Source organism: Azospirillum oryzae (assembly GCF_900177515.1).
Taxonomy (GTDB): Bacteria; Pseudomonadota; Alphaproteobacteria; order Azospirillales; family Azospirillaceae; genus Azospirillum; species Azospirillum oryzae_A.
Genome location: NZ_FXAK01000007.1, coordinates 123,222 through 145,085, shown reverse-complemented (window position 1 = coordinate 145,085; position 21,864 = coordinate 123,222). Strand labels below are relative to the sequence as shown.

The 21,864-nt window shown below is 67.9% G+C and carries 23 protein-coding genes and 1 tRNA gene; 7 read left to right on the top strand and 17 right to left on the bottom strand.

Annotation, left to right across the window (positions count from 1 at the left end; translation table 11 throughout):
* The 3 genes from B9N97_RS13235 to B9N97_RS13225 all read left to right on the top strand — a co-directional run bounded on the left by B9N97_RS13235 (window position 1) and on the right by B9N97_RS13225 (window position 1,302).
* On the top strand, window positions 1-192 hold the full coding sequence (locus tag B9N97_RS13235; protein WP_085087132.1) for a hypothetical protein: 192 nt from the start codon (window positions 1-3) through the stop codon (window positions 190-192).
* A 512-nt stretch (window positions 193-704) separates the two neighbouring features.
* Window positions 705-947 (top strand): hypothetical protein, encoded by a 243-nt coding sequence (locus B9N97_RS13230; RefSeq protein ID WP_085087130.1) that lies wholly within the window; start codon window positions 705-707, stop codon window positions 945-947.
* 4 nt (window positions 948-951) lie between these two features.
* Window positions 952-1,302 (top strand): hypothetical protein, encoded by a 351-nt coding sequence (locus B9N97_RS13225; protein ID WP_085087128.1) that lies wholly within the window; start codon window positions 952-954, stop codon window positions 1,300-1,302.
* Window positions 1,303-1,327: 25 nt separating this feature from the next.
* Here the strand turns inward: B9N97_RS13225 and B9N97_RS13220 are convergent, their stop codons facing one another.
* The 4 genes from B9N97_RS13220 to B9N97_RS13205 all read right to left on the bottom strand — a co-directional run bounded on the left by B9N97_RS13220 (window position 1,328) and on the right by B9N97_RS13205 (window position 7,171).
* Window positions 1,328-2,137: a transglutaminase-like domain-containing protein gene (locus tag B9N97_RS13220; protein WP_085087126.1), complete on the bottom strand. Its 810-nt coding sequence runs from the start codon at window positions 2,135-2,137 to the stop codon at window positions 1,328-1,330.
* A gap of 338 nt (window positions 2,138-2,475) precedes the next feature.
* Window positions 2,476-4,755 (bottom strand): phosphoenolpyruvate--protein phosphotransferase, encoded by a 2,280-nt coding sequence (gene ptsP / locus B9N97_RS13215; protein WP_085090561.1) that lies wholly within the window; start codon window positions 4,753-4,755, stop codon window positions 2,476-2,478.
* 41 nt (window positions 4,756-4,796) lie between these two features.
* On the bottom strand, window positions 4,797-5,882 hold the full coding sequence (locus B9N97_RS13210) for an NAD(P)H-dependent flavin oxidoreductase (protein WP_085087124.1): 1,086 nt from the start codon (window positions 5,880-5,882) through the stop codon (window positions 4,797-4,799).
* 53 nt (window positions 5,883-5,935) lie between these two features.
* Window positions 5,936-7,171, bottom strand: a complete 1,236-nt coding sequence (locus B9N97_RS13205; RefSeq protein ID WP_085087122.1) for an aspartate kinase — start codon at window positions 7,169-7,171, stop codon at window positions 5,936-5,938.
* Window positions 7,172-7,354: 183 nt separating this feature from the next.
* On the opposite strand from B9N97_RS13205, the gene ubiG reads away from it, so the two are divergent.
* On the top strand, window positions 7,355-8,137 hold the full coding sequence (gene ubiG / locus B9N97_RS13200) for a bifunctional 2-polyprenyl-6-hydroxyphenol methylase/3-demethylubiquinol 3-O-methyltransferase UbiG (RefSeq protein ID WP_085087120.1): 783 nt from the start codon (window positions 7,355-7,357) through the stop codon (window positions 8,135-8,137).
* A gap of 92 nt (window positions 8,138-8,229) precedes the next feature.
* Here ubiG and B9N97_RS13195 read toward each other — a convergent pair whose 3' ends face one another.
* From B9N97_RS13195 to B9N97_RS13140, 12 genes are all read right to left on the bottom strand, one after another.
* Window positions 8,230-8,670 (bottom strand): type II toxin-antitoxin system MqsA family antitoxin, encoded by a 441-nt coding sequence (locus B9N97_RS13195; RefSeq protein WP_208621216.1) that lies wholly within the window; start codon window positions 8,668-8,670, stop codon window positions 8,230-8,232.
* Entirely contained in the window at window positions 8,667-9,005 is a 339-nt protein-coding gene (locus tag B9N97_RS13190; protein ID WP_085087118.1) for a type II toxin-antitoxin system MqsR family toxin, read from the bottom strand. The genes B9N97_RS13195 and B9N97_RS13190 overlap by 4 nt, the downstream gene beginning before the upstream one ends.
* Window positions 9,006-9,198: 193 nt before the next feature.
* Window positions 9,199-9,744 (bottom strand): Uma2 family endonuclease, encoded by a 546-nt coding sequence (locus tag B9N97_RS13185; protein ID WP_085087116.1) that lies wholly within the window; start codon window positions 9,742-9,744, stop codon window positions 9,199-9,201.
* Between the two features lie 155 nt (window positions 9,745-9,899).
* Window positions 9,900-10,358: a PTS IIA-like nitrogen regulatory protein PtsN gene (gene ptsN, locus B9N97_RS13180; protein WP_085087114.1), complete on the bottom strand. Its 459-nt coding sequence runs from the start codon at window positions 10,356-10,358 to the stop codon at window positions 9,900-9,902.
* Between the two features lie 34 nt (window positions 10,359-10,392).
* Window positions 10,393-10,983 carry a ribosome hibernation-promoting factor, HPF/YfiA family gene (gene hpf, locus B9N97_RS13175; protein WP_085087112.1) on the bottom strand — a complete coding sequence of 197 codons (591 nt, stop codon included), beginning with the start codon at window positions 10,981-10,983 and terminating at the stop codon, window positions 10,393-10,395.
* A gap of 152 nt (window positions 10,984-11,135) precedes the next feature.
* Window positions 11,136-12,755: an RNA polymerase factor sigma-54 gene (gene rpoN / locus B9N97_RS13170; protein ID WP_085087110.1), complete on the bottom strand. Its 1,620-nt coding sequence runs from the start codon at window positions 12,753-12,755 to the stop codon at window positions 11,136-11,138.
* 33 nt (window positions 12,756-12,788) lie between these two features.
* Window positions 12,789-13,580 (bottom strand): LPS export ABC transporter ATP-binding protein, encoded by a 792-nt coding sequence (gene lptB / locus B9N97_RS13165; RefSeq protein WP_085087108.1) that lies wholly within the window; start codon window positions 13,578-13,580, stop codon window positions 12,789-12,791.
* Complete coding sequence (locus tag B9N97_RS13160) at window positions 13,577-14,455, bottom strand: LptA/OstA family protein (protein WP_085087106.1); 879 nt, start codon at window positions 14,453-14,455, stop codon at window positions 13,577-13,579. The genes lptB and B9N97_RS13160 overlap by 4 nt, the downstream gene beginning before the upstream one ends.
* Window positions 14,452-15,189, bottom strand: a complete 738-nt coding sequence (gene lptC, locus B9N97_RS13155) for an LPS export ABC transporter periplasmic protein LptC (protein WP_244560704.1) — start codon at window positions 15,187-15,189, stop codon at window positions 14,452-14,454. The genes B9N97_RS13160 and lptC overlap by 4 nt, the downstream gene beginning before the upstream one ends.
* 52 nt (window positions 15,190-15,241) lie before the next feature.
* Window positions 15,242-16,303, bottom strand: coding sequence for a KpsF/GutQ family sugar-phosphate isomerase (locus B9N97_RS13150; protein WP_143266693.1), 1,062 nt, complete (start codon window positions 16,301-16,303; stop codon window positions 15,242-15,244).
* A gap of 183 nt (window positions 16,304-16,486) precedes the next feature.
* Window positions 16,487-17,113, bottom strand: coding sequence for a ribonuclease D (locus B9N97_RS13145; RefSeq protein WP_085087104.1), 627 nt, complete (start codon window positions 17,111-17,113; stop codon window positions 16,487-16,489).
* 121 nt (window positions 17,114-17,234) lie between these two features.
* Window positions 17,235-17,321, bottom strand: a tRNA-Leu gene (locus tag B9N97_RS13140).
* A gap of 291 nt (window positions 17,322-17,612) precedes the next feature.
* On the opposite strand from B9N97_RS13140, the gene B9N97_RS13135 reads away from it, so the two are divergent.
* The 3 genes from B9N97_RS13135 (at window position 17,613) to B9N97_RS13125 (ending at window position 20,731) form a co-directional block, all read left to right on the top strand.
* Window positions 17,613-18,599, top strand: a complete 987-nt coding sequence (locus B9N97_RS13135; RefSeq protein WP_085087102.1) for a complex I NDUFA9 subunit family protein — start codon at window positions 17,613-17,615, stop codon at window positions 18,597-18,599.
* A gap of 17 nt (window positions 18,600-18,616) precedes the next feature.
* Window positions 18,617-19,444: a sulfite exporter TauE/SafE family protein gene (locus tag B9N97_RS13130; protein ID WP_085087100.1), complete on the top strand. Its 828-nt coding sequence runs from the start codon at window positions 18,617-18,619 to the stop codon at window positions 19,442-19,444.
* 102 nt (window positions 19,445-19,546) lie between these two features.
* Window positions 19,547-20,731, top strand: a complete 1,185-nt coding sequence (locus tag B9N97_RS13125; RefSeq protein ID WP_085087098.1) for an MFS transporter — start codon at window positions 19,547-19,549, stop codon at window positions 20,729-20,731.
* A gap of 26 nt (window positions 20,732-20,757) precedes the next feature.
* On the opposite strand, the gene B9N97_RS13120 is transcribed toward B9N97_RS13125, so the two are convergent.
* On the bottom strand, window positions 20,758-21,723 hold the full coding sequence (locus B9N97_RS13120) for a phytanoyl-CoA dioxygenase family protein (RefSeq protein WP_143266691.1): 966 nt from the start codon (window positions 21,721-21,723) through the stop codon (window positions 20,758-20,760).
* Between the last annotated feature and the right edge of the window lie 141 nt (window positions 21,724-21,864).

The window sequence follows — 21,864 nt, the reverse complement described above, 5'->3', positions numbered from 1 at the left end:
ATGAAACTGAACGAAGAGCTTTGGCTCGTTGTCGTCATCGCCGCCGTGTGGGCGGTGCTCGCCGCCGTCTACGCCCTGGTCCCCAGTCTTGGAATGCCCGGCTACGTCCGGGTCTGGGGCGGCGGCGCGGTTCTCTTCCTGATGCTCGCCGGAGTGCTGGTCGCCGTCGGGCGGAAGGCGCCCAGGGGCTAACCAGCCCAAGTGCGTCCAGACCCCGGCAGCCCCCTATGTCGCGGACGGGGGCGTCCCCGTCCGCGACGTGAGGCTCAGCGCCTCGGGTATTGAATAAGTGCCACCGTGCCGAACGCGGCCACACGCCGTGCCGTGACGCCTCAGGTCGGCAAGCCTTCAGGCCGACGATGAATCTCAACAAAACCAGACAATGATCCTCCTAAGATTACCGGAAAAATAATCTTTGATTTCGAGTCTGATCATCCGGACGATCACGATTTGTTTAGAATATTCATTGCAAACCTCCCAACAGATCACCATTTAGAATTTAACGAAGTCACTCCAGACTTGTTTCCTCGTTGCCGAGGATCCTGCATCCGAAGCGTTTTTCTGGCGTGACTCCATCCGGACGGCATGACCACCGATCCTGCCGATCAACCGGCCATCGTCGGAGAATACTGTCGGAGAGCCCCCATGGACGCCGGGACAAGCCTTGCCTTCTTTTTTCTGACATTACGGCCGGTCGAACGGCCATGACATCCCCGCTCCACTCCATCGAGGGGCAATGCCCCCATGGCGCCGATCTGCTGCGCGAGCAGCTGCGCTGGACCAATGCCGAGCGCCGCTGGCATCCGCTGCCTCACGCCACGCTGGAAGCCGGCCGCCTTCCGCCGACCTTTCCGCCGCCGGGCCATGCCGGGCTGCCGCGGGGCGCCGTGCTGACCCGCCTCACCATGGCCCGTGCCGCCGGCGCGACCGCCTTCAAGGAGCAGTGACCTCATGAGTCTTTCAGCCCATTACATCGTGTCGTGCCGGACGGACGGCTGGTTCATCCGGTTCGAGGGGGAGCGCTATGGCCCCTTCGTCAACGGACAGGCCGGCGCCCTCATCGCCGCGGTTCAGGCCGCCAACCAGGCCGGAAAGGACGGGCATGACGCCCGCGTGCTGCTGCGCAAGCCGGATGGCGCCGTCGATGCCGTCTGGGTCTTCGGCACCGACAGCTACCCCTCGCCCTGGGTGACCGATCTGCACCGGATCGCCCAGTTGCCGCGCCGTGAACGGGCCCGCACGCCCGTCCCGCCGTCCTCCGCGGCGCTGGACGCCACGGCGGGCCAAGGTGCGGCAGGTTAGGCATAACCGGAAGGGCGGGCGCGGATCAGGCGGTCACCTCGTCGGTCCAGACCTGGAATTCCGTCAGGGTGTTGGGGCCGAAGGTGTGGGTGAGCGGCACGTCGGCGGCGTCGCGCCCCTGCGCGATCAGGATACGCCCGATCCGCGGAGCGTTGTTCCGCGGGTCGAAGACATGCCAGCGACCGCCCAGATACACCTCCATCCAGGCGGCGAAATCCATCGGCGCATAGGGCGGCGGCTCGCCGATGTCGCTGATGTAGCCGGTGCAGTAGCGCGCGGGGATGTTCATGGCGCGGCAGAAGGCGATGGCGAGATGGGCGTAGTCGCGGCAGACCCCGCGCTTCTCGGCATAGGTCTGGGCTGCGGTCCGCGTCGGGCGCGAATGCTCGTAGCCGAACGTCACGTGGCCGTGGACGAAGTCGCAGATCGCCTGCACCCGCGCCCAACCCGGCGGGGTGCCCGCGAACAGCCGCCAGGCCTCGTCCGACAGCACGTCGGTCTCGCAATAGCGGCTTCCCAGAAGGAACAGCAGGGTGTCGGCCGGCAACTCGTCCACGCGGTGCTGTACGGCGCCGTGGTCCACCGGGTCACGCGCGCCGCTGTCGCGGATGATGCTGTCGGCGCTGATGGTGACGGCGCCGGCGGGCGCCACCAGCCGGCTGCACCAGTTGCCGAAGCTGTCGCGATAGCCCTGGATCGGCGCCGGCACGCTGGTGACGATGTGGTCGGGCCGCTCCAGATCGCCGACGCGCGTGTAATGCACGTTCAGCATCACAATCATCGGGGTGGGGGCAGGAAAGCTGAAATTCAGCCGATAACCCAGGCGAATGCGCATGAAGGCCCTCCGATGAAAAAGCATGCCGGTGACGGTGCGTGCCGATGTCGACCCGCGGCAGCAAGGGATCGGGGGAAAGGATGGACGTAAGGCGCATGGACCGCGCTGTAAATCCTCTGAAAAAGCCTAACAGACTTTGCGCGGACTCATACAGCTTTTCGCAATTTCGCTTCACATCGGATCGCGGCGCGAATGGATTACGCCGGCAACCCTCTGACTGTTCCTTCTATTTCTCTGCCTGCTTTTTCAGCAGGAGCGGCCCATGAAAAAGGCGGCGCCATATCGGCGCCGCCTTTTTTACTTTGCGACAGGCTCGCGTGGCCCGGGCGACAGTCCCGTCAGATCATCACGCCATGGTCCTTGGCGAAGGTCTTCAGCTTGTCGCGCAGGCTGTGGTCGGCCCCGGTGTAGAGCCCGCTCATGTAATCGCGCAGCGCCGCGACCTCGAGCGAGCGCAGCATCGTCTTCACCGGGCCGACCGACGGCGGCGACATCGACAGGGTGCGGAAGCCGACGCCGATCAGCGCCATGGCGTCGAGCGGCCGGCCGGCCATCTCGCCGCAGATGCTGAGCGACACCTTGTGCCGGGTGCATTCGTCGACCAGGCGGCGCAGCACGCACAGCATCGACGGCGACAGCGGGTCGTAGCGGGTCGAGGTGCGCGGGTTGCCGCGGTCGGCGGCGAACAGATACTGGGTCAGGTCGTTGGAGCCGACCGACAGGAAATCCAGCTTGGGCAGCAGGGCGGGGAGTTGCCACAACAGGGACGGCACCTCCAGCATCGTGCCGACGCGCAGGCTGCTCGGCGGCTCGATGCCCTGGGCGGCCAGCCGCTTCAGCTCCAGCTCCAGCAGGCGGCGGGCGGCGTCGAACTCCGCGACCTCGGCGATCATCGGGAACATCACCGACAGCGGCCGGCCGGCGGCGGCCTGCAGCAGGGCGCGCAACTGCTGGCGCAGCAGCGACGGATGATCCAGCCCGATGCGCACGGCACGCCAGCCCAAGGCCGGGTTCTCCTCCTCGCCACCGGTCATGTAGGGCAGCATCTTGTCGCCGCCGACATCCAGCGTGCGGAAGACGATCGGCTTCTCCCCGACCTCGTTCATGATGCGGGAATAGAGGTCGGTCTGCGCCTTCACGTCGGGGTAGGAGGCGCGGACCATGAAGGGGATTTCGGTGCGGTAGAGCCCGACGCCCTCCGCGCCGCTGGCGGTCAGGTGCGGCAGGTCGATCAGCAGGCCGCAGTTCAGATGCAGGGAGATCGGCACCCCGTCGCGCGTCACCGACGGGAATTTGCGGATCTCCGCATACATCTGTTCCTTGCGGTGCTGCAGCGCCACCGCCTCGGCGAAGGCCATCTGGATGTCTTCGGCGGGACGGATGAACACCTGCCCATGGTCGCCGTCGACGATCAGCTGGTCCAGCGGCTCGATTCGGTTCAGCGCGTCGGCCGCCTGCACCACCGGGATGTTCAGCGCGCGGGCGACGATGCAGACATGGCTGGCCGGCGAGCCTTCCTCCAGCAGCAGGCCGCGCAGGCGGGTACGGTCGTAATCCAGCAGCTCCGCCGGCCCCATGGAGCGGGCGACCAGGATCATGTCGTCCGGCAGGGTGGCGCCGTCGGTGCCGCTGGTCTTGCCGGCCAGATGTTGCAGCAACCTGTTGGTCAGGTCCTCAAAATCCATCAACCGTTCCCGGATGTAGGGATCGGTCAGATGGCTCATGCGGGCGCGGGTGTCGTTCTGCACCTGCTGCACCGCCGCTTCCGCCGTCAGGCCGACGCGGATCGCCTCGCGGATGCGCGACAGCCAGCCGCGGTCCTCGGCGAACATCCGGTAGGTCTCCAGGATGTCGCGCGGTTCGCTGAGCCCCGCCAGCGACGCCGCTTCCAGCAGGTCGTCGATGGCGCTGTGCATGGTCTGCAGCGCGGTGTTGAAGCGCTCCAGCTCGGCATCGGCATCCTCCGCCACCATCTGGCGGACGGTCAGCTGCGGCCGGTGGATGACGGCGAGGCCCATGGCCAGCCCGGCGCTCATCGCCGTGCCCGACAGGCGGGCCGGCAGCAGCACGGGATCGCCGGTGGTGGTGACCTCCACCGGGTTGACCAGTTCGCTCTGCGCCACCAGTTCGGCGACGACCATGGCGATGGTCTGGAGGGTTTCCACCTCCTCCTCGACATAGCGGCGGCGGTCCTTGTGCTGGATCACCAGCACGCCGCGCACCTTGCTGCCGCGCAGGATCGGAACGCCGGCCAGCGACTGGAACGGGTCCTCGCCCGTCTCCGGGCGGTAGGCGAAGCTGGGGTGGGAGGGCGCGTTGTCCAGCGCCACCGGGCGGGCGTGGCCGGCGATGTAGCCGACGATGCCCTCGCCCACGCGCAGGCGGGTGTTGTGGACGGCGGTCTTGTTCAGGCCCTCGGTGGAGAACAGCTCCAGCACCTCGCCGGCGCGCATGACATAGCAGGAGCAGACGTCCGCCTTCATCTCCGCCGCGATCAGCGTGACGATCTTGTCCAGCCGGTCCTGCCCCGACCCCGACCCGGCCATGATGTCGCGCAGCCGGGCGAGCAGCCGGCGCGACGAGGTGCCGTCGAAACGCACGTCCATTCCCCCCTCCATACCGCCGCCACCGGTTGCCGTGTCGAGGGTGTCGGTCATCGCTACAGCGCTCCCACGGGCGGCTCCGCCATCTTGGCTAACGATGCCTCATCCATCGCCCGCCGGGCCAGAGCCGATTCGGCCTGGGCGATCAATTCGGCCAGGATGTCGGCCACCGGCTGTTCGCGGGTGACCAGCCCGACGCTCTGCCCGGCCATCAGGGAGCCGTTCTCCACGTCGCCCTCGATCACCGCCCGGCGCAACGCGCCGGCCCAGAAATGCTCGATCTCCAGCATGCCCTCGTCGCGGCTCATGACGCCGGAATCGACCCTGGCGATCACGTCGCGCTGGAATTCCATGAAGCGCTTGGACGCCTCGTTCGCCAGCGCCCGCACCGGGATGACGGGAAAGCGCGGGTCGATCTGCACCGACGGCTGGGCGTCGCGCGCGGAGGCCCGGATGAAGGCCTGCTTGAAGTTGGGGTGGGCCACGCATTCGGTGGCGCAGACGAAGCGGGTGCCGACCTGCACGCCGGCCGCCCCCAGTTCCAGATAGGAGAGGATCGTCTCGCCGCGGCCGATGCCGCCGGCGACGAACACCGGCACCTCGCGCAGCTCGGGCAGGATTTCCTGGGCGAGAACGGTGGTGGAGACCGGGCCGATATGGCCGCCGGCCTCGGTTCCCTCGATCACCAGCGCGTCGGCGCCGTGCTTGGCCAGCCGCCGGCCGGCGGTCAGCGTCGGCGCGAAGGCCATCGCCTTGGCCCCGCCGTCCTTGATGCGGCGCAGGGTGGCGCCGGACGGCAGGCCGCCGGCGACGACCACATGGCCGACGCACTGCTCGCGGCAGACGTCGATCAGCTGGTCCAGCGCCGGGTGCATGTTGATGACGTTGACGCCGAACGGCTTGTCGGTCAGCGCCCGGGTGCCGGCGATCTCCACCGCCAGCTGGTCCGGGGCCATGGAGCCGCAGGCCAGCACGCCGAAGCCGCCGGCGTTGGAAATGGCGGAGACCAGGTGCCGTTCGGACACCCAGCTCATGGCTCCGCCCATCACGGCGGTGCGGGTGCCGAGGAACTCCCGGCCCCGCTGCCAGAGCCGGTCGAGCCGGGCCGATGCTGCCGCCGCGTATGATGTGGCGTCGGTCATGGCCGGCCCTCCCCTGCTGTTGCGGTCCCCGGCACCCGGGTCGCCACCTGCGCTCAGGCGGCGTCCAGGCCGTAGGCGGTGTGCAGGGCGCGCAGCGCCAGCTCCGCATACTCCTCGGCGATCAGGACCGAGATCTTGATCTCCGAGGTCGAGATGACCTGGATGTTGATGCCCTTGTCGGCCAGCGCCTTGAACATGCGCTGGGCGACGCCGGCATGGCTGCGCATGCCGACGCCGATGACCGACACCTTGACCACGTTGGCATCGGAAATGATGCGCTTGTAGTTCAGGGTGGACTGCGCGTCCTCCAGCACCTTCACGGCGCGGGCGATGTCCGCCTTGCCGACGGTGAAGGTCATGTCGGTGGACTTGCCGTCTTCCGACACGTTCTGGACGATCATGTCGACGTTGACGGCGTTGTCGGTCAGCGGACCGAAGATGGCGGCGGCGACGCCCGGCTGGTCGGCGACGCCCACCAGGGTGATCTTCGCCTCGTCGCGGCTGTAGGCGATGCCGCTAACAACTTCCTTTTCCACGATCTCGTCCTCGTCAACAACCAGGGTTCCGGGAAGCGAACTGCCCGCAGCGGCTTCGAAGCTCGACAGCACCTGCACGCGCACGCGGTGGTTCATCGCCATCTCGACCGAGCGGGTCTGAAGCACCTTGGCCCCCTGCGAGGCCATCTCCAGCATTTCCTCGTAGGTGATCTTGTCGAGCTTGCGCGCCTTGGCGACGATGCGCGGGTCGGTGGTATAGACGCCGTCGACGTCGGTGTAGATGTCGCAGCGGTCGGCCTTCACCGCCGCCGCCAGCGCCACCGCCGAGGTGTCCGAGCCGCCGCGGCCCAGCGTGGCGATGCGGCCCTGTTCCGACACGCCCTGGAAGCCCGCGACCACGGCGACTTCGCCGGTCTGCAGGGACTTTTCCATCTCGGTGGTGTCGATGGAGACGATGCGCGCCTTGCCGTGCGTGTCGTCGGTGCGGATCGGCACCTGCCAGCCGGCCCAGGAGCGGGCGGGAATGCCGAGCGACTGCAGGGCGATGGCCAGGAGACCGGAGGTCACCTGCTCGCCCGATGCGACGACCGCGTCATATTCGCGCGCGTCGTGCAGCTTGTCGATGTCGTTGCAGTATTTGACGAGCTGGTTGGTCACGCCGGACATCGCCGACACGACGACGGCGACCTGATGCCCCGCCTTCACCTCTTGCTCGACCTTCCGGGCCACGTTCTTGATGCGGTCGATGTCGCCGACCGACGTGCCTCCGAACTTCAGGACGATCCGCGCCATACCTCACACCATGTCTGGCCGCCCGGTCATGCCATCTGGATCATGCCATCAGGATCATGCGGGTCGGCTGAGCGCACCCCCGCTCCACCGTTGCCGGCGCGGGGCGGCGTATCCATACTCCGTCGGTGGAAGCGAGGCAAGTTGCCCGCACCCGTCCCGCCTCACAGTTTACGGATTTTCACCATGACCGCCTCATCCTCCGCCTTCCCGCACGCGTCCGCAACCGCCCCGGCTGGTGGGACGGTGGATCCGGAGGATGTCGCCCGCTTCTCCGCCATCGCCGCCGAATGGTGGGATCCGACCGGAAAGTTCAAGCCGCTGCACCGGCTGAACCCGCTGCGCCTGACCTATATCCGCGACAGCGTCTGCAAGCGGCTGGGTCGCGACCCGCTGGCGCCCAATGCGCTGGCAGGCCTGCGCGTGGTCGATATCGGCTGCGGCGGCGGCCTGCTGGCCGAACCGATCGCGCGGATGGGTGCCGAGGTGGTCGGCGTCGATGCGTCGGAGAAGAACATCAAGACCGCCGCCACCCACGCCGCCGAGACCGGCACGACCGTCGACTACCGCGCCACCACCGCCGAGGCCCTGGCCGCCAGCGGCGAAAAGTTCGACGTGGTGCTGGCGATGGAGGTGATCGAGCATGTCGCCGACGTGAACCTGTTCGTGAAGTCGCTGTCCGACCTGCTGGCCCCCGGCGGCGTACTGTTCCTGGCGACGCTGAACCGCACGCCGAAGTCCTTCGCGCTGGCCATCGTCGGGGCTGAGTACATCCTGCGCTGGCTGCCGCGCGGCACCCACAACTGGCGCCAGTTCCTGCGCCCGTCCGAACTGAACGCCGCCGTACGCACGTACGGGCTGAGCGTACGCGACCTGACCGGCATCACGTACAACCCGCTGAGCGACGAGTTCCGGCTGAACGCGCGGGACTTGGACGTGAACTACATGGGCTGGGCGGAGCGGGGGTGAGGGGCGAGTCGTTAGAATCGGCATACAGGTCTAAAACACCAATGGCCGCCGACACTGAGTCGGCGGCCATTGGGCGTAGCCAAGCTCCAAAATTACGCCGCCGATTTATCGGTGGGTGCGAGTTCATTCAGCCGGCTCGGATCTCGATCCAGAAGCCTGAGCAGATTGGCCATGGCTCGCGAGGGGATTTCTCGACGCTTTTCGTATTTGTTGAAAGCAGCGGGTCCGCCACCGAGCCGTCTGCCCGCCTCATCCTGCGTCAGCCGCAGTTTTTTCCGGATTCGCTTCACCTCGGCAGCGGGCAACGAGCCATCGACAACGGCCTTGAAGTCCATGAATGCCGCCTCCGTCGCAAGACCGTCTGAGACAGACAGCAGGCTTTCTCCGCACGAGGTACAGTACCAAGCAGGTTGATCCAGAGTGATTGACTGGCCGCGATATGTGAAATCCATAGGCCGGCTATCTCGGACCATTTCGCCACCACAGTCGCAATGCGGTTTCTGCTTTGCATTGTCGGTGTTGGTCATCATCATGATCCCTCGTCCTTTTCCTTGAACGACAGTAGGCGGAACTCGCACACAGCGTCGGCACGAAACTTGATATAGATCGTTAGGTTGTCTTCATATGGGAAGTGATAAACGTCCTGCCATTCCTTACTGTTGCCGATGGTGGTCACAGAGTGATTGAAGTGGCTCGTAGTAAGTGAAGCAATAACGTTGCCCATCTGGGAAATACCAAGACCTATGGAGCGAGCGCCCTTGATTGCACTGCCGGTAATCACCCCGTTATCGCCCCGCGATTTGATCTCGTGGGCAACCACTGCCTGAAAGCTAGCCAGGGCGTAGGTTGGTTTACGCTTCGTCGACATATCTCCAACGTGCCATGAAGATGGGGAGCCCTCAAGCGGAAACAACCTTATCGGTGGTTTTTCGCCGCATTTTGGATCGGGCTGGCGTCACTCACGCACACGAACTATCGCCTCGCCTGTGAAGACAGCAAGCAGGGCAGCTTGCGGCGTGGCTAACATGAGACCGGCCCAGCGGGCGGTCCCGTGATCGCTCTCAGTCCTCGTGCACCGCGTCCAACGGCAGAGAGAGGTCCAACGCGGCCAGCATGACCGGACCCTCGCGCACCACATCGGCGGTCCAGCCGCTGCCGTCGCGGCGGTAGACCTCGACCAGACGTTCGGACTGCGAGACGAGGACGATCTCGCGCAGGGACGGGATCTTTTGGTAGTTGGTCCGCTTCTCGCGGCGGTCGATGGCTTCGGTGCTGTCGGACAGCACCTCCACGACCAGAACCGGGTCCTTGATGACATCGGGGTCGTCGTCGCCACCGGCGCAGGTCGCGACGAGGTCGGGGTAGTAGAAGGCGTTCGCCGCCTCGACCCGGACCTTCACATCATTCGCATAGGCATGACATCCGCGGGCGCGGGCGGCCTGCCGCAGGGCGACGAACAGGTTGCCGACGATGGTCGCGTGACGGCGGCTCGCCCCGACCACGGCGAAGATCTCGCCGTCGACATATTCGTGGCGGACCTCCGCGACCCGCTCGGCAGCGAGGTATTCCTGCGGCGTAATCCAAGGCTTGCGCGATACGCCTGCCATGGCCTTGTTGGCCCCCGTCGGTCATGTCGGCCCGGTCCAGTATACCGCCCGGTCCGGCCCCACTCCAATCGGTGTTCAAGCGCCAAAGAAAAAGGGCCGCGCACGATCCCGTGCGGCGGCCCTTTCGGCATGCCGTGCCCCTCACCGGCGGCCCGTCAGTTGGACGGGGTCGCTTCGTGCTGGGTCAGGAGCGCGTACATCGCGTCGCCGGATTCGGCTCCGCGCAGCTTCTCGCACATGGACTGGTCGCGCAGAAGGCGCGACACGCGGGCGAGCGCCTTCAGATGGTCGGCTCCCGCCTGTTCCGGGGCGAGGAGGAGGAAGATCAGATCGACCGGCTGCTCATCGATCGCGTCGAAATCGATGGGCCGCTCCAGGCGGGCGAAGACGCCGTGGACGCGGTCCAGGCTGGACAGCTTGCCGTGCGGGATGGCGATGCCATGGCCCACGCCGGTCGTGCCCAGCCTTTCGCGCTCCAGAAGCACGTCGAAGATCGCCCGCTCGTGCTGACCGGTCAGCTCGGACGCTTTGCGCGCCATCTCCTGCAGGGCCTGCTTCTTGTTGCCGGCCTTCAGGTTCGGGAGGATGGCGTGCGGAGAGATGAGGTCGAGCATGACGCTTCTTGACCAGTGGGACGGGTCGGCGCCGTCAGGCGCCGGCCTTCTCCGCCGGGTCGACCCAGCCGATGTTCCCGTCGGCGCGGCGATAGACCATGTTCAGGCGGCCATGCGCACCGTTGTGGAACATCAGGGCGGGGGCCTGCGCCAGTTCCAGGCGCATCACCGCCTCGCTGACCGACAGGGTGGCGATGCTCGTCTCCATCTCGGCCACGACCATCGGGTTGGCGGCGCCGTCGGCGGCCGTCTCGACCTCGTCGTGGTGTTCCTCGGCCTCGGCCTCCAGCACGCGGTAGCTGGCCGGCAGGGCGGCGCCGTTCTCGGCGGCGTGGTGGTCGCGCAGGCGGCGCTTGTAGCGGCGCAGGCGCTTGGCCAGCTTCTCGCAGGCGATGTCGAAGGCCGGGTAGGGTTCGGTGGCGTCGCCGGCACTCTGCAGGACGATGCCGCGGCCCACATGGACCTGGATGTCGGCCTTGTAGAGATGCGCGTCCTTGGTCAGGACGACGTTCGCCTCGATCGGCTTGTCGAAGTACTTGCCGACGACGGCGTTCAGGCTATCGGCCACATGGGTGCGCAGAGCGTCGCCCACATCGAGCTGCTTGCCTTTGACGGAGAGTTGCATGGTGGAACGTTTCCAAAAATTGGTCCGCTGGGGACGGTGTAGAGACGACGCCCGAAGATGCCGGCTAGAAGATGCTGGTCCGCCGCTTGCGGGCCGGGACGATAGGCAAGGGGCATCTGACTGTCAATCGAGCCCTCCCCTGTCAGACCCGCTTACATGCGTGACATCTTGGCACGGCGCCGCTGCACCGATGACGGTATTTTCATCGCTTCACGATACTTCGCGACCGTCCTTCGCGCAATGTCGATCCCTTCCGCACGGAGAATCTCCACCAGTTTGTCGTCCGAAAGCACGTCGTCCGGCTTCTCGGCGTCGATCATGGTCTTGATGCGGTGCCGAACCGCTTCCGCGGAATGGGAGGCTTGGCCGTCCGCACCCTGGATGGCGGAGGTGAAGAAGTATTTCAGCTCGAAGACGCCGCGCGGGGTCGCCATGAACTTGTTGGTGGTGACGCGGCTGACGGTGCTCTCATGCATGCCGATGGCCTCGGCGATGTCGCGCAGGATCAGCGGCCGAAGATGCGAGACGCCATGGATGAAGAAGGCATCCTGCTGGCGGATGATTTCGCTCGCCACCTTCAAAATGGTGGTGGCGCGCTGGTGCAGCGACTTCACCAGCCAGTTCGCCGACTGGAAGCGTTCGGAGATGTATTCCTTGTCGGCCTTGTTGCGGGCGCTGTCGGAGATGCGGGCGAAATAGCGGTGGTTGACCAGCACCCGCGGCAGCGTGTCCGGGTTCAGGTCGATCAGCCAGCCGCCGCCGGGGTTGGCGCGCATCAGGATGTCGGGGGTGACCAGCTGGGCCGGGGTGTGGTCGAAGGCCAGCGCCGGCTTCGGGTTCAGCTTGCGGATGTCGACGACCATGTCGGCGACATCCTCGGCATCGACGCCGCAGACCTTCATGATGGCCGGCAGGTTGCGCGCGGCCAGAAGCTCCAGATTGTCGAGCAGCGCCGCCATCGCCGGATCGAGCCGGTTCTTCTCGCGCAGCTGGATCGCCAGGCATTCCTTCAGCGAGCGGGCGAAGATGCCGGGCGGGTCGAAGCGCTGGCAGGCGGCCAGCACCCGCTCCACCCGCTCCGCGTCGCAGCCCAGCTGTTCGGCCATCGCCTGGGCGTCGAAGCCGACCAGCCAGCCGGCCTCGTCCAGCATGTCGATCAGGGCCAGCCCGATCAGCTGGTCGCCATGGTCGGGCAGGTCGATCTTCAGCTGCTCGGTCAGGTGGTCGCGGAGGTTCTTTTCGCTGGTCAGCGTCGCTTCGAGGTTGCTGTCGTCGTCGTCGAAGCCGCTGCGGCCGCCGCGCTCGCCATAGGAGCCGTAGACCTCGCTGCCGCCGTCCGAGCCGTCGGAAAAGCGGTCGTCGCCATAGACATTCTCGAAATCGGTGTCGAGCGGCGCCTCCGACGAGGAGGCCATCGTGTCCGACGAGGTCATCTCCACGGTGTCGCGCGTGCGCCCGTCGCTCGGCGCCAGCGCCGGCCCGTCGTCGCGGCCGTTCAGCCCGTCGATGCTGAGGCCGTTCGCCTCCATGCCACCGGGGCCATCCAGACCGCCCGGCGCCTCGCCGCCGGCACCGTCGCCGACAACCGGGTCGCTGCCGCCGTCGCCGGGGCCGCTGTCACGCTCCAGCAGCGGGTTCTGCTCGATCTCGCGGTCGACGAAGTCCGACAGTTCGATGTTCGACAGCTGCAGCAGCTTGATCGCCTGCTGCAGCTGCGGCGTCATCACCAGTGTCTGGGCTTGTCGAAGGTCGAGACGTTGAGCAAGCGCCATGGCTGTGGAACCGGGACCAGTGGAAACAGAGGGCTACAGACTGAACCGGTCGCCGAGATAGACCCGGCGCACGCCCTCGTGCGCCACGATCTCGTCCGGCCGTCCCTCCATTAGTACCACACCATCGTGCAAAATGTATGCCCGATCGACGAGGTCGAGCGTTTCACGCACGTTATGGTCGGTGATCAGCACGCCGATGCCGCGGTCGCGCAGGTGGCCGACCAGCTCGCGGATGTCGTTCACGGCGATGGGGTCGATGCCGGCCAGCGGTTCGTCCAGCAGGATGAAGTGCGGCTGTCCGGCCAGCGCGCGGGCGATCTCCACGCGCCGCCGCTCGCCGCCCGACAGCGCCAGGGCTGGGGAGCGGCGCAGATGCGTGACCGAGAATTCGGCCAGCAGCTCGTCCAGCATCGCCTCGCGCGCGTCGCGGTCGCTCTCCACCACCTCCAGCACGGAGCGGATGTTGTTCTCCACCGTCATGCCGCGGAAGATCGAGGCCTCCTGCGGCAGATAGCCGATGCCGAGCCGGGCGCGGCGGTACATCGGCAGGGCGGTGATGTCCTGGCCGTCCAGCGTGATCGTGCCGGAATCGGCGGCGATCAGGCCGGTGATCATGTAGAAGCAGGTGGTCTTGCCGGCGCCGTTGGGGCCGAGCAGCCCGACCGCCTCGCCGCGCTGGACGCTGATCGAGACGTCGCGCACCACCGGCCGCTTCTTGAACGACTTGCCGAGATGCTGGGCCACCAGCCCTTCGGTCGGGGTGGATGCCGTGGGGCTGCTGCCGGCGGGCGCGGCGCCGGGTCCGTTCGCGGTCAGCACGGTCACGGCTTCTTGGCCGCCGGGGCGCTGCCATTGCCGGCCCCATTCTTCTCGGCGGGGATCAGCAGGCCGCTGACCCGGCCGCCGGCGTCGCGGCCGGCGATGACGCGGTTGATCTTGGTGTTCATGTTCATCTCGGCGGCTTCGCCGTTCAGCTGGTTGTCGCCGCGGGTGATCTTGACGTTGCCCATCAGCACCGCGACGTTGTCGGCGACGGAATAGACCAGCTTGTCGGCCAGCGCCACGTCAGTGGGGGTGGTGACGACGACATTGCCGGAGCCGTCGATCCGCTCCATCTGGGTGGTGCCGTCCGGCATCTTCTTCAGCCGGCCGATCAGCACGTCGGCGCGCAGGCGGTCGTTACCGCGCACCGCAACGGCGTCGCCACGCGCCACCGTCAGGTCCTGCGCCTCGTAATATTCCAGGCTGTCGCGGGCGGTGACCACGTCCTTGGTGGTGACCAGCCTCAGGTCCTTGCCGGTGACGACGGCAACCTGCTTGTCGACATCATAGACGCCATGGTCGCCGAACACCTGCTGGGTCGGGCTGACGATGCGGACATTGCCGTCGGCCACCAGCTGGAACACCTCGTTCCCCTTGCCGGGCACCTCGCGGTAATAGGCGGTCAGCACGTCGGCGAAGACGGTCGAGTCGTTGCGCTTGGCCGACGCGTTGCCGCGCGCCACATAGGCGCGGACGTCCTGGTGCCATTCGATCGCCTGATCGGCGTTGATCTCCACCGGCTGCTTGCCGCCCATGCCGGGCAGCCCCTGGGCGAAGGCCGGAGCGGAAAAAGAGAAAAGCCCGCCGGCCAGGATGGCCGACAGGGTCAGGGCAATACGGAGTTGGGGGTGACGGAATGGCGACCGTTTGGACGTCACGGCTTCTTGCTCCCGGGGCGCTCGGCGGCCTGGACCTCGGCCTTCGACTGGTTGAGGAAGACGACGTTCTTGCCGCGGTCCGACATGCGGAAGCCCTTGGCGTTGATCTCGCCCTGCGGACCCTGGCCGGTCACCGCCTGCTCGCCCCAGGCGTTGCCCTTGCGGATGTCGGCCTCGGCCTCGCTGGTGGTGAACTCGTTGCCGTCGTCACGCAGGACATGGACGTTGCCGCGCATCAGCAGGATGCCGGTGACCTGATTGTACCAGCCCTTGTCGGACCGCATCGTCACCCAGGTGCCGGTGCTCTCGGTCATCTCCGCCTGCGGTTCGTCCAGCAGGACGATGTCCGGCTGGTCGGCCGACTTGTCGGCCTTGGCCGCCACCAGAGAGAAGGGCTGGTTGTGTTCGTCCAGGCTGAAATAGCGCGGCTTCAGCATCTCGCTCTGCCCGGCGTCGGCGGAGACGCGCGGGGTCGGCGGGCTGTTCAACGACGGCCAGGCGGCCAGCAGCGCCACCATCGCCAGCGCCGCCGCCGGCAGCACGAACTTCAGGGCCGAGACGAACCGGCTGTGGAACCGGCTGACCGGACGCGTGTTCCGCCGCCGGTGCGCCCGGAGCGCGGTCGGCGGCTCCGCCGGCGCCGGGGCGCGGACCTCCCGACCGCTGCCGGTGTGGGCGGATGCGGTGTGGTCGGCTTCCGTACGGTCGGGGCTGCGCAGGTCGTCCAGGCTCAACTCTTCGTCCCTCCGGCTCGGCGCTTGGCTTCCATGATGGGCGGGAACGGCGTCAGGCGGCACCGGCGCGCAGGACATCGTGGATGTGCACGATGCCGAGCGGCCGGTCGGCCTCGATCACGAACAGGGTGGTGATCTTCTTGTCGTTCATCTCGCGCAGCGCCTCGACGATCAACGCCTTCGGGCGGATGGTCTTGGGCCGCGGCGACATGATGCTGTCCGCGCGTTCCGCCAGAAGCTCCGGCGTCAGATGACGGCGCAGGTCGCCGTCGGTGATGATCCCGACCAGCGCCCCGGCTTCGTCGGTCACCCCGACGCAGCCCAGCCGCTTGGCCGTCATCTCGAAGATGACGTCGGACAGCGGCGAGTCAAGACGGCACAGGGGCAAATCATCGCCCTTGTGCATGATGTCGGTGACCTTCAGCAATGCGCGGCCCAACTGGCCGCCGGGGTGGAACTCGCGGAAATCGGCGGCGGAGAAGCCGCGCCGCTCCAGCAGAGCCACCGCCAGCGCATCGCCCAGCGCCAGCATCATGGTGGTGGAGGTGGTGGGCGCCAGCCCCAGCGGGCAGGCTTCCGGCTCCGGCGGCACCACCAGCGCCACGTCCGACTGCTCGGCCAGCGAGGAGGCGGCCCGGCGGGTCATGCCGATCAGCGGGATGCCGAAGCGGCGGGTGTAGGCGATGATGTCCGCCAGCTCGTGCGTCTCGCCGGAGTTGGACAGGGCCACCACCGCGTCGATCCGGGCGATCATGCCGAGGTCGCCGTGGCTGGCCTCGCCCGGATGGACGAAGAGGGCCGGCGTGCCGGTCGAGGCCATGGTCGCGGCGATCTTGCGGGCGACATGCCCCGACTTGCCCATGCCGGTGACGACGACGCGGCCTTCGATGCCCTGAAGGATGTCGAGCGCCCGCAGGAACTCCCCGTCGAGGCTGCCGGCCAGCGCGACCAGCGCATCGGCCTCCGTCCGCAGGACGCGGGTGGCGCAGGCGAGATCGCGGTTCTCCACGGCGCCGGACTCCGTCGAAGCGGTCGAGCCGTCGGTCTGGCTGCCAGTCAGGCTGCCAGCCAGACTGGAGGTGATAACGCTGGTCAAGGCTGTCATGCCTTCCATTCAAAAGGCCCGTCCGCGGGCCGTTCACAAACACGGCGCCTGCCCGGAGGACTCCCGGCAGGCGCGTCGCGCAGTATGCCCCCCGGCGGACGCCCGGTCAAATCCACGGCCGGTCAGGGGGTGAGGTGTCGCAGACGGCGCCCTCTCCCGTCCCGGGACGGGAGAGGGCGTTTACCGCGCGGGTCAGTGCGCCAGAATGTCCGGGGTTTCCCAGCCGCCGAGGTCCAGCTCGCCGCGGGCGGGCAGGAAGTCGAAGCAGGCCTGGGCCAGATGGGTGCGACCCTCGCGCGCCAGCATGACGTCCAGCTTCGCCTTCAGGTCGTGCAGGTGCAGCACGTCCGAGGCGGCATACTTCATCTGGTCGGTGGTCAGCTCGGGAGCGCCCCAGTCGGAGGACTGCTGCTGCTTGGAGATCTCCACGCCCAGCAGATCCTTGCACAGGTCCTTCAGGCCATGGCGGTCGGTGAAGGTGCGGACCAGCTTGGAGGCCACCTTGGTGCAATAGACCGGCTGGCAGCTGACGCCGAGATAGGCCTTCATCACCGCCACGTCGAAACGGGCGAAGTGGAACAGCTTGGTCACGCCGGGGTTGGTCAGCAGGCGCTTCAGGTTCGGCGCCTCGTACTGGCCGGGGCGGAACTGGACCAGATGGACGGCGCCGTCGCCGGCCGACAGCTGCACCAGGCAGAGGCGGTCGCGGTGGGGGTTCAGCCCCATGGTCTCGGTGTCGATGGCCACGCAGTTGTCGCGGGCGCCGGCGGCGAGGTCGAGGCCGTCGGGGAGGTCGCCGTCATGAAGGTCGATGGGCATGGTCGCGTCCCGGGGTGGTCAGGCCCCCGGCCATGGACCCTAGAAACGACGAACGCCGCTCTGCACTTTCCCCTTCTCGATCGAAGGAGCTGTGCATGCGGCGCAGCCGGGTAGAAAGAAATGGTGCCCAGGAGAAGACTCGAACTTCCACGACATTTCTGCCACAGGTACCTGAAACCTGCGCGTCTACCAATTCCGCCACCTGGGCTCGGTGCTCGGTGTGTGGGCGGTTGTTTAATGATCCGGCCGGGGGGCGTCAACAGCTTTTTTTCGACCCCTTCATTTTTTTGCCGCATCGCGGGTTTTCGCGCGCGGCCGGCGGGCGCGACGATGCAGCCCCTGGCTTGGCGGCGGTCCATTCGCTATAAGCATGCCCGCAGTTCCAGCAGTCATCCAGGCGACACACAGTCGGACGACGCGCGGGGGCGCGAGGCGGGCCATGAAAAGGCCGCCGCGCGGAAACCCCGGTTCCGGCGCGCAACGACACGGGAGACGGTCGATGTCCTATCGCACTCAGGTTATCACGGTGTTCGGCGGTTCGGGCTTCATCGGCCGCCACCTGATCCGGCGCCTCGCCAAGTCGGGCGCCCTCATCCGCATCGCCACCCGCAACCCGGGCAAGGCCACTTTCCTGAAGACGGCGGGCGCCGTCGGCCAGATCGTGCCCTTCGCCACCGACTGCACCGACGACGTGTCGGTCGCCCGCGCCCTGCAGGGGGCGGACATCGCCATCAACCTGCTGGGCGTGCTGTACGAGCGCGGGAGCCAGAGCTTCCAGGGCGTGCATGTCGACGCCGCCTCGCGCATCGCCCGGCTGGCGGCATCGGCCGGGGTCAACCGGCTGGTCCATGTCTCCGCCATCGGCGCCGACGCCACCTCGCCGTCGATCTACGCCCGCTCCAAGGCGGCCGGCGAGCAGGCGGTGCTGTCCGCCTTCCCGGCGGCGACGATCCTGCGCCCCAGCATCGTCTTCGGGCCGGAGGACAACTTCTTCAACAAGTTCGCCGCGATGGCGCAGAAGGCCCCCGTCCTGCCGCTGATCGGCGGCGGCAAGACCCTGTTCCAGCCGGTCTATGTCGGCGATCTGGCGGACGCCGTCGTCGCCGCGCTGGAGAGCGACGGCGCCCGCGGCAAGACCTATGAGCTGGGCGGCCCGCGCGTCTACACCTTCCGCGAACTGCTGGAACTGACCCAGAAGGACATCCAGCGCCACCGTCCGCTGGTGACCATCCCCTGGAACTTCGCCGAATCGCTGGCCGGCATCCTGGAGAAGGTGCCGGTGCTGGCCCCGGCGCTGACCCGCGACCAGGTCGCGCTGCTGAAGCGGGACAACGTCGTCTCCCCGACCGCGCTGGGCTTCAAGGATCTCGGCATCACCGAACTGGCGACCTGCGAGGTGATCCTGCCGACCTACCTGTCGCGCTTCATCGTCGGCGGCAAGTACGGCGGCCCGACCAACAACGCCCGCTCCAACAACGCCCACTGAGCGGCGGGTCCGGTCCCATGACTCCCGAAAGCCCCGGCCCCCGCGCCGGGGCTTTTGCGTTCTCCAGGCTGCGCGCGCCGGCCGCCTTCGCCTGCGGCGCGGTCATCGGCACGCTGGGCGGCCTGATCGGGCTGGGCGGGGCGGAGTTCCGCCTGCCGCTGCTGATCGGCGTCTTCCGCTTCGCAGCACTGGACGCCGTCATCCTGAACAAGGCGATGAGCCTCGTCGTCGTCGCCGCCGCCCTGCCCTTGCGCGCCGGGACGGTGCCGCTGGGCCTCGTCGCCGCCAACGGCGCGGTGGTCGCCACCCTGCTGGCCGGCAGCCTGCTGGGCGCCTGGATCGGCGCGGGATGGGCGATGCGGATGGACGCCGCCCGGCTGCAGCGGGTGATGGCCGCGCTGCTGGCGCTGATCGCAGCCGCGCTGCTGTTCGGCCATGGCCTGACGGGCGGGGCGGGGCCGCTGCTGGAGGGGCCGGCGCTGACCATCGCCGGGATGCTGGCCGGCTTCGCCATCGGGGTCGTCGCCTCGCTGCTGGGCGTGGCCGGCGGCGAGCTGCTGATCCCGACGCTGGTGCTGCTGTTCGGAGTGGACCTCAAGCTGGCGGGCAGCCTGTCGCTGGCGGTCAGCCTGCCGACCATGGTCGTCGGCTTCTCCCGCTACGCCCGCGACCGCAGCCTGGTCCTGCTGGTCCGGCAACGCGGCTTCGTCATGCTGATGGCGGCCGGGTCGCTGGCCGGCGCCCTCATCGGCGGGCTGCTGCTGGGCGTGGTGCCGGACTGGCTGCTGCTGCCGGTGCTGGCGGCGATCCTGCTGCTGTCGGCCGTCCGGATGTGGCAGCATTGAAGAGTTCCCGCCGGTTTCCGGCATGGCACGCCTGCCCCATCGTCGCTTGAATTCCCGGCATGGCGCCGTCATGTCGGCGGTTCAACTGTGGCGGGAACGGCGATGACGGGCGCAGAGGATATCCGGGGCGTGTCGGGGCGGATGGTGGAACAGGCGTCCGCCGCGCGTTGGGCCACCGTCGCCGCCTTTTTCCTGAACGGCACCGTCTTCGGTGTGTGGGCGACTCAGATCCCGCTGCTGAAGAACCGGCTGGATCTCAGCCCGGCGGTGCTGGGGGCGGCGCTGCTGTGCCTTGCCGTCGGCGCCCTGACGGCGATGATCGCCAGCGGCCCGCTGCTGGGGCGGATCGGCAGCGCGCCGGTGACGCGGGTGACCGCCCTGCTGTTCGCCGGGCTGCTGCCGCTGCCGGCGCTGGTGCCGGACGTGGTGACGCTGTGCATCGCGCTGACGCTGTTCGGCGCGTCGGGCGGCACCATGGACGTGGCCATGAACGCACAGGGCGCGCTGGTGGAGCGGCGGCTCGGCCGGCCGATCATGTCGTCGCTGCACGGGATGTGGAGCCTGGGCGGGCTGGCGGGCGCCGGGCTCGGCGGGCTGCTGCTGCCGCTGATGCCGGCGGCGGCACAGGCCGGTCTGGTGTCGGCCGGGCTGCTCGTCCTTTTCCTGGCGTTGCAGGGGCGTTTCCTGCCCGACCGCAATGCCGGCGGCGGCGGGCTGGTGCTGCCCGACCGCAAGACCCTGCTGCTGGGGCTGCTGGCCGCCCTGTCCTTCATGAGCGAGGGCGCCATCCTGGACTGGAGCGCCATTCACCTGCGCGACGACCTCGGCGCGCCGGCCTCGATCGCCGGCATGGGGTTCGGCGTGTTCAGCGCCGCCATGGCGGCGGGGCGGTTCAGCGGCGACCGGCTGCGCCACCGCTTCGGCGGGGCGACGCTGATGCGCGGCGGCGGGCTGCTGGCCGCGTCCGGGTTGGGGCTGGTTCTGGCCGCGGCTACGGTGGCCGGCGGATCGCCGCTGCTGGCGATGGCCGGTTTCGGGCTGACCGGGATCGGCCTGTCGAACATGGTGCCGGTGCTGTTCAGCACGGCCGGCGCGGTGGAGACCGGACATCCCGACCATGCGGTCGCCGCGGTGTCCACCATGGGCTATGCCGGCGTGCTGACCGGCCCGCCGCTGGTCGGCTTCATCGCCCAGGCGACCAGCCTCGCCACCGCCTTCGCGCTGATCGCGCTGCTGGCGCTGGGCATGGCCGCCGCCGCGGCCCGTGCGGTGCCGCGAACGCGCTGATCCGGCCGCGCGGAGCCGTCCGATACTCAGCCTTGCGGCGATCCATAGCGACCGGCGACCGGCAGTTGCGACACGCCGTACTCCACCTCCAGCATCAGCCGCGGCCGGACCGTCGCCACGGTCCCGGTGTGGAAAGCGAAGGGATCCTCCGCGAAGCCGAAGCCCGCCGGACCGGTGATCGTCAGGAAATCGCGGGCGGGATAGACCTTCGTCAGCGACGCCAGCGACTGCCCCTTGAAGATGGTGAACTGGTGGCGGAGGCGGCGGTTGCGGTGGCTGCCGCGGATGACGCGGTGCGGACCGGCACCGTCGTCGACATCGACCAGGTAGAAGAAGTATTTCAGGCAGGCCCAGTCGTCGATGTCGAAGTGGAAGGCGTCCTGGGAGAAGGTGTTGCGCAGTTCGGCCGGACTGTCGGGGGCCACGAAACTCCACCACAACCGGCAGCGGGTCAGTTGCGGTTCGCTCCGGAGATAGGCCGTGGCGATGCGCGTGAGGGTTCCGTCGGTCGCCAATTGCCGGATGGCGGGACAGTCGAAGACCTGACCGTGATAGTCGGCGATCAAGGGAGGCGGGCCGTCGAAATGCACGTCCCCGCCGCGGTTGACCCTGATCGCCCGGTTCGGATCGGAATTGGCGTAGCAGCGGCGGGCTTCGGCGAAGCGCAGGATCTCCGCCAGCGTCGTCCGCGGAAGCATCAGCCCGGGATGGATGCCGTCGACGCGCAGGTCCCGGACGGCGGCCTCCACATCGACGGCGGGAAAGATGGTGGGATGGTCGGTCCGGGATCGCCGCCGGGACGGCGACCGTATGCCCCAGGCGAGCCTGCGGGCCAGGGTGAAGCGACCGAAGATGAACATGGCGAACCAGACGGGATTGCGTCTGCCGGTTGCGATGTACTGGTTCAGGCGGGTCGTCAGCCTGCGGACCCGGGCTCCCATCCCGGCCGGGATTGCCGCGGTCCGGCCGTCAGGCGCAGTGGGTGGTCGCATTGCCGCACCTCCGCCCGGGTTCGGGAAGGGAAATCGGAAAAGCCAAGCGGTCGATCGCCAAGCGGTCGATCACGGATGCATCGCATCATACCGTCGGCGTCGCCGGCCCTTCCGAGCGCAATCGGTCGGCAAGACTCGATC

Bases quoted from the DNA above. Each gene is read 5' to 3' on its own strand.
- B9N97_RS13230 (WP_085087130.1), top strand. From the start codon at position 705: ATGACATCCCCGCTCCACTCCATCGAGGGGCAATGCCCCCATGGCGCC.
- B9N97_RS13185 (WP_085087116.1), bottom strand. From the start codon at position 9,744: ATGGCAGGCGTATCGCGCAAGCCTTGGATTACGCCGCAGGAATACCTC.
- B9N97_RS13205 (WP_085087122.1), bottom strand. From the start codon at position 7,171: ATGGCGCGGATCGTCCTGAAGTTCGGAGGCACGTCGGTCGGCGACATC.
- B9N97_RS13130 (WP_085087100.1), top strand. From the start codon at position 18,617: ATGACTCCCGAAAGCCCCGGCCCCCGCGCCGGGGCTTTTGCGTTCTCC.
- ptsN (WP_085087114.1), bottom strand. From the start codon at position 10,358: ATGCTCGACCTCATCTCTCCGCACGCCATCCTCCCGAACCTGAAGGCC.
- B9N97_RS13125 (WP_085087098.1), top strand. From the start codon at position 19,547: ATGACGGGCGCAGAGGATATCCGGGGCGTGTCGGGGCGGATGGTGGAA.
- rpoN (WP_085087110.1), bottom strand. From the start codon at position 12,755: ATGGCGCTTGCTCAACGTCTCGACCTTCGACAAGCCCAGACACTGGTG.
- B9N97_RS13190 (WP_085087118.1), bottom strand. From the start codon at position 9,005: ATGTCGACGAAGCGTAAACCAACCTACGCCCTGGCTAGCTTTCAGGCA.
- B9N97_RS13210 (WP_085087124.1), bottom strand. From the start codon at position 5,882: ATGACCGACGCCACATCATACGCGGCGGCAGCATCGGCCCGGCTCGAC.
- B9N97_RS13225 (WP_085087128.1), top strand. From the start codon at position 952: ATGAGTCTTTCAGCCCATTACATCGTGTCGTGCCGGACGGACGGCTGG.
- ubiG (WP_085087120.1), top strand. From the start codon at position 7,355: ATGACCGCCTCATCCTCCGCCTTCCCGCACGCGTCCGCAACCGCCCCG.
- hpf (WP_085087112.1), bottom strand. From the start codon at position 10,983: ATGCAACTCTCCGTCAAAGGCAAGCAGCTCGATGTGGGCGACGCTCTG.
- B9N97_RS13145 (WP_085087104.1), bottom strand. From the start codon at position 17,113: ATGCCCATCGACCTTCATGACGGCGACCTCCCCGACGGCCTCGACCTC.
- B9N97_RS13150 (WP_143266693.1), bottom strand. From the start codon at position 16,303: ATGGAAGGCATGACAGCCTTGACCAGCGTTATCACCTCCAGTCTGGCT.
- ptsP (WP_085090561.1), bottom strand. From the start codon at position 4,755: ATGGAGGGGGGAATGGACGTGCGTTTCGACGGCACCTCGTCGCGCCGG.
- B9N97_RS13220 (WP_085087126.1), bottom strand. From the start codon at position 2,137: ATGCGCATTCGCCTGGGTTATCGGCTGAATTTCAGCTTTCCTGCCCCC.
- B9N97_RS13120 (WP_143266691.1), bottom strand. From the start codon at position 21,723: ATGCGACCACCCACTGCGCCTGACGGCCGGACCGCGGCAATCCCGGCC.
- B9N97_RS13195 (WP_208621216.1), bottom strand. From the start codon at position 8,670: ATGATGATGACCAACACCGACAATGCAAAGCAGAAACCGCATTGCGAC.
- B9N97_RS13135 (WP_085087102.1), top strand. From the start codon at position 17,613: ATGTCCTATCGCACTCAGGTTATCACGGTGTTCGGCGGTTCGGGCTTC.
- B9N97_RS13235 (WP_085087132.1), top strand. From the start codon at position 1: ATGAAACTGAACGAAGAGCTTTGGCTCGTTGTCGTCATCGCCGCCGTG.